At 53.6% G+C, this 9,476-nt stretch carries 5 protein-coding genes and 3 pseudogenes; 6 read left to right on the forward strand and 2 right to left on the reverse strand.

The genetic code is table 11. The features are described 5' to 3' along the window. Nucleotides 1-9: 9 nt before the first annotated feature. The 3 genes from JCM25354_RS04040 (at nucleotide 10) to JCM25354_RS04050 (ending at nucleotide 2,955) form a co-directional block, all read left to right on the forward strand. Nucleotides 10-891: a dihydrodipicolinate synthase family protein gene (locus JCM25354_RS04040; RefSeq protein ID WP_243443880.1), complete on the forward strand. Its 882-nt coding sequence runs from the start codon at nucleotides 10-12 to the stop codon at nucleotides 889-891. Nucleotides 892-941: 50 nt separating this feature from the next. Then, nucleotides 942-1,694: a glutamine amidotransferase-related protein gene (locus tag JCM25354_RS04045; RefSeq protein ID WP_025885059.1), complete on the forward strand. Its 753-nt coding sequence runs from the start codon at nucleotides 942-944 to the stop codon at nucleotides 1,692-1,694. A 64-nt stretch (nucleotides 1,695-1,758) separates the two neighbouring features. Next, entirely contained in the window at nucleotides 1,759-2,955 is a 1,197-nt protein-coding gene (locus JCM25354_RS04050) for an MFS transporter (protein ID WP_025885060.1), read from the forward strand. A gap of 195 nt (nucleotides 2,956-3,150) precedes the next feature. Here the strand turns inward: JCM25354_RS04050 and xylB are convergent. Continuing rightward, nucleotides 3,151-4,601: pseudogene (gene xylB, locus JCM25354_RS16500) on the reverse strand (xylulokinase). A gap of 329 nt (nucleotides 4,602-4,930) precedes the next feature. Here xylB and JCM25354_RS23700 point away from each other — a divergent pair. The 3 genes and pseudogenes from JCM25354_RS23700 to lpdA form a co-directional block, all read left to right on the forward strand. After that, nucleotides 4,931-5,156 (forward strand): annotated as a pseudogene (locus JCM25354_RS23700) (biotin/lipoyl-containing protein); the annotation flags it as partial. 133 nt (nucleotides 5,157-5,289) lie between these two features. Next, nucleotides 5,290-6,214: pseudogene (locus JCM25354_RS16505) on the forward strand (2-oxo acid dehydrogenase subunit E2). 16 nt (nucleotides 6,215-6,230) lie between these two features. Continuing rightward, nucleotides 6,231-7,628: a dihydrolipoyl dehydrogenase gene (gene lpdA, locus JCM25354_RS04065; protein ID WP_025885061.1), complete on the forward strand. Its 1,398-nt coding sequence runs from the start codon at nucleotides 6,231-6,233 to the stop codon at nucleotides 7,626-7,628. A 183-nt stretch (nucleotides 7,629-7,811) separates the two neighbouring features. Here the strand turns inward: lpdA and JCM25354_RS16510 are convergent, their stop codons facing one another. Then, nucleotides 7,812-9,233, reverse strand: a complete 1,422-nt coding sequence (locus JCM25354_RS16510) for a Hint domain-containing protein (RefSeq protein WP_025885062.1) — start codon at nucleotides 9,231-9,233, stop codon at nucleotides 7,812-7,814. Nucleotides 9,234-9,476 lie beyond the last annotated feature (243 nt).

Consider the following 9,476-nt stretch of genomic DNA (forward strand, 5'->3'; position numbering starts at 1 on the left):
TTTTCCGGCGTGAGCGCATTTCCAATAACTCCCATGAACGAAAAAGGCGTCGATCAGCCCGGTTTTGAACGTCTGATCAGGCGCCTTGTCGATGCAGGCGTCGATTCTATCGGCGTCGAGGGATCGACGGGGAATTATCCCTATCTGACATTTCACGAGCGCTTGGAAATTGCCCGTGTCGCTGTGAGTTGTGCGCAGGAAACGCCAGTCATTGCCAGCATCGGTGCCTTTCGCACGCGCGATGTCCTGACTCTGGCCGAACATCTGCAGACCATCGGCATCAGTGCCTTGCTTCTGCCGATCGTCTCCTATCACTGTCTTCGGGAAGAGGAGGTTTTTTCGCTCTTCAGATCGGTTAGTCAAAACGTTTCGGTTCCGGTCATTATCTATGATTCGCCTGTGATCAGTCGTTTTGCGTTTTCCGACATGCTTTATGCCAGGATTTGCGCTCTGCCTCATATCGGTTCGATCAAGGTCCCAAGCGGATGGCCCAACCGGAAAGAAGCCGCGCAGCGTATTGCACGTCTGGCACAGACACTGCCCTCGACTACGATAATTGGCGCGAGCGGCGACGATACCCTGTCCGAAGGTGTCAGGGCGGGTGCGAAAATATGGTACTCTGAATGGGGAGGGCTATTTCCGCAAAAAGCCAAGGGGCTGATGCAGGCGGCCCTTACCGGCGATGATGCACAGCTTTCACGTCTTTCAGAGCAGTTCAGAAGCTTCTGGGATATCTCCTGCCGATATGGCGGCAGTATCCGCCCGATTTCTGCGGCAGCGTCCATTCTCGGTCTCACCGACCGAGACAATCTGCCCCTCCCTCTGCACGGGGTGAGCGATGAGGACCGGGCATTACTCGAGCAGGCAATTACCCGTCACAGCATGAACTAAGCGCCCTTTTTCCTGACGACACCACAGGTCTCTCGATGAGGAAAACGATATTGAAGATACATTTCATCGTTCATGAGTCGTTCGAAGGCCCTGGAGCGCTGATCTCCTGGGCGCTTCAGCATGGCCACGAGACAGCGATATCCCGTCTCCATGAGAATGAACCATTGCCTTCGTCCCTTGAGGGGATCGATATGCTGATCGTGATGGGCGGTCCACAATCCCCGTCAACCACGCAAGAAGAATGTCCTCATTTCGACTCTGTTGCAGAGCAGACACTGATCCGTGATGCGATCACGGCAGGAAAAGCGGTAATCGGGATCTGTCTGGGCGCACAGCTGATCGGTGCCGCACTGGGGGCGCCTCACGAACGCAGTCCGGAGCCCGAGATTGGCAAATATCCGATTACCCTGACCGAAGCAGGTCGCGAGAGTGTCCTGTTTGGCGCGTTCGAACCTGTTCTCGATGTCGGACACTGGCATAACGACATGCCCGGCCTGACACCCCGGGCGATAGTCATGGCCACCAGCAAGGGCTGCCCGCGGCAGATCGTCCAGTATGCGCCCCTCGTCTTCGGCTTTCAGTGTCATCTGGAATTTACCCCTGAGCTGATCGAGCAACTCATTGCCGCGTCGCAAGCAGAACTGTATGCGCTGGCTGACCGGCCATTCGTGCAGAAGCCCGCAATACTGCGAAGTCACGACTACAAGAGCATGAATGCCCGGATTTTCTCTTTTCTGGATCGTCTTGTCGTGCAGATCCCGCCCGGGAAATTCCGAGAGCACACAGAAAGACTGGACCGTTAATTCATGTCCTTCTGGCTTAAGCGCAAATTATGACCGATCGGAACGAGCAGAGGGGAGTAACGTCATGAGCACCACATCAGACCTGATGGAGACAGACCATCCCGCCAAGGCGTCTCCATGGCTTTTTCTGATCATCGGGCTCGGTGCCTTTGCGATCGGTACGGCCGAATTTGCAGCAATGAGCCTCGTTCCTCTCATCGCACATCGTTTTGCATTGAGCGACCCGCAGGCGGGATGGTCTGTCGTGTTCTATGCCCTTGGTGTCTGTATAGGCGCGCCCCTCATTGCCCTTGTCAGCGCTGGTCGGCCACATCGTTCGACCCTGATTGCCACGATGCTGTTTTATACGATCGGCAATACATTGAGCGCGTTGGCACCCGGCGCGACCAGTCTTTTTCTGTTCCGTTTTCTGACCGGGCTTCCTCATGGAGCCTATTTCAGCACTGCCAGCCTGGTAGCCGCCTCTCTGGTCGCTCCGGAAAAGCGGGCCTCAGCTGTAGGGCGTGTTTTTCTTGGCCTGACAAGCGCAACGATCGCAGGGGTGCCGCTGGCCAATATGCTGGCCCAGATATTCGGATGGCGCGTTGCCTTCGGCCTGATCGCGGTTCTTTCCTGTCTGACCACATGGCTGCTCTGGCGATTTATTCCGCAGAGTTCCGATATCGAGCAGACCAGTCTGCGACAGGAGATGCGCGCGCTGCGAAACAGACGCGTCTGCCTGATCCTGGCGATTGGCGGTATCGGTTTTGGGAGCCTGTTTTGCGTTTATACCTATCTCGCATCGATCATGATCGTGGTTACCCATGCAAATCCGGCATTCATTCCCTTGATGCTGGCTGTTTTTGGCCTTGGTCTGACCATTGGCACGTCTATCTGTTCTCACCTTGCAGACAGGAAAATGATACCCACGCTTGGCGGCGTTCTGATACTTGGTGCCGTATCGACTTCTCTTTTCCCATTTTCCACACGATCCCTGATCACGCTTGGATCTGATATCTTTCTCATCGGTGCAAGCGGAGGGCTTTCTGCTGTTGTCTCAGCCCATCTCCTTTCCATTGCGAAAGAAGGAAAAAACCTTGCTGTCGCCTTGAGCCATAGCGCGTTCAATATTGCCAATGCCCTGGGGCCATGGCTGGGCGGCCTGGCAATCACCGCAGGACTGGGCTGGACATCCGTTGGCTGGGTAGGCTGTGCTTTGTCCTTGACAGCCTTCAGCCTTTTTCTTGTCGAACTACTGCAATACAACCGTTCAGGCTCATGACGAGATCAAAGTCGTGAAACGATTTGGTCCGGGCCAGTGAGGAGACGCCAGTGAGCTGCTCAGGAAGCGTTTCCTCGACAAGATAGAAGCCTAGTGAAAATCGGAGAATGTAGCCATCGGCAGCTTATGCAGAGGCCGTCCTGTCATCATGATCTCCCATGCCAGAAAGAATGGACAGCATCTCCGGATCTCAATTCATGGAATGGATTTCAGGGCAGGGTAGAGTGCACGGTAACGGGCATAAGCCTGACGATAGGGCCGCTCAGTCGATCATCAGGCATGATTGAGGCGACACGTTCCGGTGGCAGGCAGACAGCACTGACGTCTTCGCCAGTGACGGCGATACGCGCCAGACGAGCCGCCCCAAAAGCGCCGCCCTGTTCTCCATTGGCCAGACGATGAAGGGTGATACCCAATACATTAGCGAGAATTGATGTCCAGAGCGGGCTGCGTGACCCACCGCCAATCACATCAGCCTCGGTAATGACTGTGCCTGATTCGGCCAGGCCTTCCAGCGCATCGCGAAAAGAAAAGGCGACCCCTTCGAGCACAGCCTGTGTCATCTGGCTCTGGTGGTGTCCTGGGACAGGCCGACAAACCCGCCGCGAATGGTGCCGTCATTATGCGGGGTGCGCTCGCCTGAGAGATAGGGGGCGAAAAGAACGGGAGATGGGCCTTTCGGAGTCTCAGGCAGTTCGGCAAGCAGGGTTTTCTCATCCATACCGGTCACCCGTGACCACCAGGCGAGAGACGCAGCGGCAGAGAGGGTGACACCCATCTGATGCCACTGGTTGGGAACAGCATGACAGAAGGAATGAATGGCGTGGTTGCCACCGGGATGGAAGGAATCAGTCGTTACCCATACGACACCTGACGTGCCAAGAGAGAGAAAGGCATCGCCTGTATGAATGGCACCAAGGCCAACGGCCCCGGCAGCGTTATCGCCTGCGCCACCGGCAAAGACAGGCGCCTCTTTCATGCCCCATCGTGTTGTCAGATCGGTACTGAGTCTGCCGGCTGCATCTGTTCCCTCACAAAGAGCAGGCATGGCAGCCAGGCGGAGATTTGAGGCCTCCAGAGCGGCATCCGACCAGAGCCGACGCCCTGTATCGAGCCAGAGAGACCCTGAAGCATCCGACATATCCTCGATCAGCGAGCCAGTCATGCGAAAGCGCAGCCAGGCTTTCGGAAGGACGACATGCGTGACTTTGGCGAAAACCTCAGGTTCGTGCCGGGCGACCCACATGACTTTAGGCGCGGTAAAGCCTGGCATGGCAATATTGCCCGTAATCTGGCGACAGAGCGGAAAGCGATGCTCGAAAAGCGAGCATTCCGATTCTGCCGTGTGTCGTTCCAGAGCAGGCAAGGGCGTAGCACGGTACCGTTTTCATCAAGCAGAACGGCACCATGTTGCTGTCCCGAGAGGCCGATGCCGCGCACTGAGGCGAGTGCCTCGGGGTGGCTTTGGTGCAGGGCATCAAGTGCACGAAGGGTTGCATCGTACCAGTCATCCGGGTCCTGCTCGCTCCATCCCGGATAAGGCGGCTCACCCCCAGTTTTTCTGTATGGGCAGCAATCACGTTCTGGTTCTGGTCAACCAGAACCGCTTTGATGCCCGAAGTGCCGAGATCAATGCCGAGATACATGGAGGCAGGTCTTTCATTATGGCTGCGTCTTGTGCGGCCGGGTATGACGTCAGGAGGTGTTCCCGGCCCGAGAACGGTGGAGATCCGTCATTTGAGGGGCTTGCACCAGCAATGAAAGACCCTGGCTCCAGAGAAAGTCGCGTCACAATCGGGTGAAATATTGCATGGCTCAGAGAGCTATCCCGCACAAACCCTGACAAATAGCCCTTATGGTCCCTATTTTAGGGTTCAGACCGTGCTGCGGCTGGAGTAGGCATGGGGTTTGTTCCTGTCTATGGTCGCGTGACATGGTGCGCGACAGAAGTTCTTAACGGGCAAAGGGAGAGATGATGTCGGTCGAGATTAGGGTTCCGGTTCTCGGTGAAAGTGTCACCTCGGCGACGATCACCCGCTGGCTCAAGCAACCCGGGCAGGCAGTGGCAGCAGATGAGCCTGTTGTCGAGCTGGAAACCGACAAGATCAGCGTGGAAGTGCCTGCACCGCAAGCCGGTATTCTAGGCAATGAGCTTGTAGCAGTCGGGGCTGAAGTGGCCGTGGGTAGTGTGCTTGGCACACTGGACCCCAACGGTACGGCGCGGACAGAGGCGGAACCAGCCAAGCTGATACACCCAAAGTACCTTCAGCTTCTTCAGCGCCGTCACAGTCGGCTGCGACGGCGCGCGAGCCCATGCCTGCAGCCTCGCGTCTGATGACAGAAGAACGCATCGATCCCGGAGCTATTGCTCAGGGGAGCGGTCTTGATGGGCGTATTACAAAGGGAGATGTCATCGCTCAGCTGGATCAGCCCCGTGCTGTTGCCTCTTCTGCGTCAGCGGCTGCCGTGCAGCCGGCGTCGCAGCTTGGGCATGAGGGGCCTGCTTCCTCACCGGCCGTCGCCACCGCGCTTGCCACCTTGCTGGGCAAGAACGAGCAGGATGCCCGCGAGCAGCGTATTCCGATGACACGTTTGCGCCAGACTATCGCGCGTCGTCTGAAGGATGCCCAGAATACGGCTGCGATCCTGACTACTTTCAACGAAGTGGATATGAGCGCAGCCAAAGCCCTGCGCGCGGAATATCGCGAGGTATTCGAAAAGAAACATGGCGTGAAGCTCGGCTTCATGTCGATATTTGCTCGTGCCTGTATTAGGGCCTTGCAGGAATTTCCTGCCATCAATGCCACGATTGATGGCGATGACATTCTCTATCGTCGTTTTGTCAATCTGGCATTGCCGTAGGTAGTGAACGCGGTCTTGTTGTGCCGGTACTGCATGATGCCGACCAGATGAGCTTTGCCGAGCTGGAACGTCACATCAGCGATTACGGTGCTCGTGCCCGTGCGGGTACACTCAAACTCGATGAATTGTCGCGTGGTACCTTCTCGATCACCAATGGCGGTGTGTTTGGTTCACTCCTCTCCACCCCGATCCTGAATCCGCCGCAATCAGCTATTCTGGCATGCATGCCATTCAGGATCGTCCGGTTGCCGTCGATGGTCAGGTTGTGATCCGACCGATGATGTATGTGGCGCTTTCCTACGATCATCGCATGGTCGATGGCCGGGAGGCCGTGAGCTTCCTGGTGAGGGTCAAGCAATATGTTGAAGACCCGCGTCGTCTGCTGCTTGATGTCTGATACGAAGGAGACCGCCATGTCTGAGACCCATGAATTTGATCTGGCCGTCATCGGCGCTGGCCCTGGTGGTTATGTTTGTGCGCTCAAAGCCGCTCAACGTGGTCTGAAAGTACTTTGTGTCGACCGGCGTGAGACGCCAGGTGGCACCTGTCTCAATGTTGGCTGTATTCCCTCCAAGGCACTCCTGCACAGCTCGGAGCGTCTGCATGAGGCTGAGACCGAATTTGCTGCTCTGGGCATTGATAATGTGACGCCCAAACTCAATCTGGGGCAGATGATGGCCCGCAAGGAGCGAGTGGTTGGTGATACTGTCAAGGGTATCGGTTATCTCTTCCGCAAGAACAATGTGACATTCAGGGTTGGCGAGGCCAAACTGACCGGACCGCATGACCTTTCGATCAATGGCGAGAAGGTAACAGCGAGATCGATAGTCATCGCAACCGGCAGCGCCCCAGTCGCATTGCCTGGTGTCGATTTTGACGAAAAACGCGTTGTTTCCTCGACTGGTGCCCTGTCTCTCGAAGCTGTTCCCAAACGCCTGGCCGTGATTGGCGCAGGGGTGATTGGTCTTGAGCTCGGCAGTGTCTGGAAGCGGCTGGGGAGCGAGGTCACGATCATCGAATATGGTGATCATATTGCCCCCGGGTTTGATCGTGGGCTTGGTCGCCAGTTTCAGCGGTCGCTTGAAAAACTCGGTCTCAAATTCCGTCTTTCTACACGTGTTACCAAAGTCGAGATTGAGGGCAGTGCGCTTGATCTGACCCTGCAAAAAGTGGGGCAGGAAGAGACGGAAACACTTGAGGCCGATGTTGTTCTCGTTTCCATTGGTCGTAAGCCCTATACGCAGGGTCTGGATCTGGGAGCTGTCGGGATCGATACCGATGAAGTTGGACGCATCCCGGTTGATCCGCATTTTCGTACGTCCTGCCCCAGCATCTATGCAATCGGCGATGTAATTGCTGGTCCCATGCTGGCCCATAAGGCCGAAGAGGAAGGCCTCGCTCTCGCCGAGCAGCTGGCCGGGCATGTGGGGCATGTACCCTATGACGCCATTCCTTCAGTCATCTATACCCAGCCGGAATTTGCAATGGTGGGCAAGACTGAAGAGCAGCTCAAACAGGAGGGGGTTGCTTACAAGACAGGAAGTTTTCCTTTCATGGCCAGCGCGCGCGCGCGTGCTATTGCCGCCACGGATGGCGGGGTCAAGGTTCTGACGGATGCAAAAACGGATCGCATTCTTGGTGTTCATATTCTTGGCGCCTGTGCGGGAGAGCTGATCGCTGAAGCCACATTGGCTATGACGTTCAAGGCAAGCGCGGAAGATATTGCCCTTGCCTGTCATGCTCATCCGACGCTTTCGGAAGCTCTCAAGGAGGCTGCTCTGGGTGCCTTCGATAAGCCATTGCATCTGTGATGCGCTTTGACCAGATACGGGATCTTGCCTGTCTGTAGATCGCCGTCTCTTTGTGCTCGCTTGAATCAAGAAGCTTCTGGCTTGGAAGTTACTCTTTCTCTTGAGATTATATATAAATATTCTGAGCGCTAAAAATGAATTGTTTCTGCGCTCAGATAATATTGTTTGATATGAAACCGTCTATTAGCTAGCTACTGATAAAAGTTGTCCATCTTCCTGAAGGAGATCAACTCTAGCTACTGACGGAAAATGCTTAACCACTTCAATGCTCAGGAAATAGTTTTCATGTTCTCCGAGATTATGAAGCTGAGCGAGCCCATTGGTCCATCTGTATGGGACTTTTTCCTGAACGTGCCAGCCATCAAGTGTCGCAACCTCGAGATGGTCAGTGTATTCGACTCTACCTTTGGCTGATATTATTTCAATTTTCCCAACCAGAATGCCGAGGTCTCTTCTATCGTCCACAAAAGGACCGGTAATATCAGATGGTTTTCCGCTGCCGGATCGTATCTGGATATTCTGTGTGGGTCTGTCGATATAAAAGAGATGGTGATTTCCGTTTTTTCTGGATGCCTTAATCAGATTCCCATGTTGATCCATGATTTCGATGACTGAAGACTCAATTATTTTCTGCTCGGTGAGAGGGAAACCCAAAGTCTCAGCTCTGGACGCATATAGTTGATAGATTGGTTCGACAAAATCAGTGCTTGTATTTAGTGGTGCGGCAGCGTCTTGCTGCCAGTTTTTGACAGGCGAGGATGTATTGCCAATTGAATGCAGGAATTCGTTCTCTTCTGTCCGGAGATAGCTTTCTGTAAGTATGCCATCAGATTTCAGAATCGAGTGTTCGTCCAGCTCAATGTGGAAATAGTCATAGTCATATATTGTAGTATCCCGGTATATGCTCCTGTCATTAACCAGCATCCGGGCGGGTACAAATTGACCTTTAATTAACAGGCAGTGTTCAGAAGTTAAGAGACAGTCTTTGAAAGGGACGTTTTCGGCGAATGCATTTTTCCTGATACGGATTGGAGACTTATCCAGATCGTCGCTTCCACCGTGCCGGGTGATGTGGTTTCTGCCAACCCAACGTACTTCCCGAATGATAGAATTTCCATCCTTGTCGTGAGTCATAACTTGCGTGCCGGGAATAATTTCCTCAACGGCGATATGCCCGCCTGGCGTGGCAATCAATGTGCCTGTCAGGAAGCATTTACCATTCCACATACCTCCGGCGCCTTTGTTAAAACCCCATGTTGCGATAGGCGTGGTCACCTTGTTTTGCTTGACGGCTATACTGGTGCCTGTACCGCTGGAATTGGTGAGCATATAGGTATAGGCGCTCAGATTGAGTGCCGGATCTCCGAGAACAAGATATCCCCCTCCGCTCAACTGGAATATTGCCATGTTCAGGTTCCCCCACCCTTGTACACTGGGGCTACCACCAAAAGATGCGGTATAGTTATATCTTGTTCCGTTTATGATGAGGTATCCGGCACCATATGTAACCGTTGCTTTTTTTGGTGATGCTATTGTCTGATTCAGGGGGGCATTGGATATGGTGCCCCAATTCAGGGTATAGGTGCCGGATGTTAGAATTGCCATTTTTTCCTCCAGGGCAGGGGTCTGTAATATATGATTTTTAGAGAAAACCACTTGAGAAGGTCAACTAATTTTAAAGAATTCCATATTTCATACTACAATAAATTTTAGAAATATTTTGAAAGATGCATAATGATATCAATTAATATGGACAATTAAAATAATAATACTTATAGAAGTATAATTCTCAAAAATCTGGTTTGTCGAGAATTATTTTGATTTATAATTGTAGTAGATTATATTATA

The organism is Asaia prunellae JCM 25354 (genome assembly GCF_000613885.1).
In the GTDB taxonomy this organism is placed as follows: domain Bacteria; phylum Pseudomonadota; class Alphaproteobacteria; order Acetobacterales; family Acetobacteraceae; genus Asaia; species Asaia prunellae.

Bases quoted from the DNA above. Each gene is read 5' to 3' on its own strand.
- JCM25354_RS04050 (WP_025885060.1), top strand. From the start codon at position 1,759: ATGAGCACCACATCAGACCTGATGGAGACAGACCATCCCGCCAAGGCG.
- lpdA (WP_025885061.1), top strand. From the start codon at position 6,231: ATGTCTGAGACCCATGAATTTGATCTGGCCGTCATCGGCGCTGGCCCT.
- JCM25354_RS16510 (WP_025885062.1), bottom strand. From the start codon at position 9,233: ATGGCAATTCTAACATCCGGCACCTATACCCTGAATTGGGGCACCATA.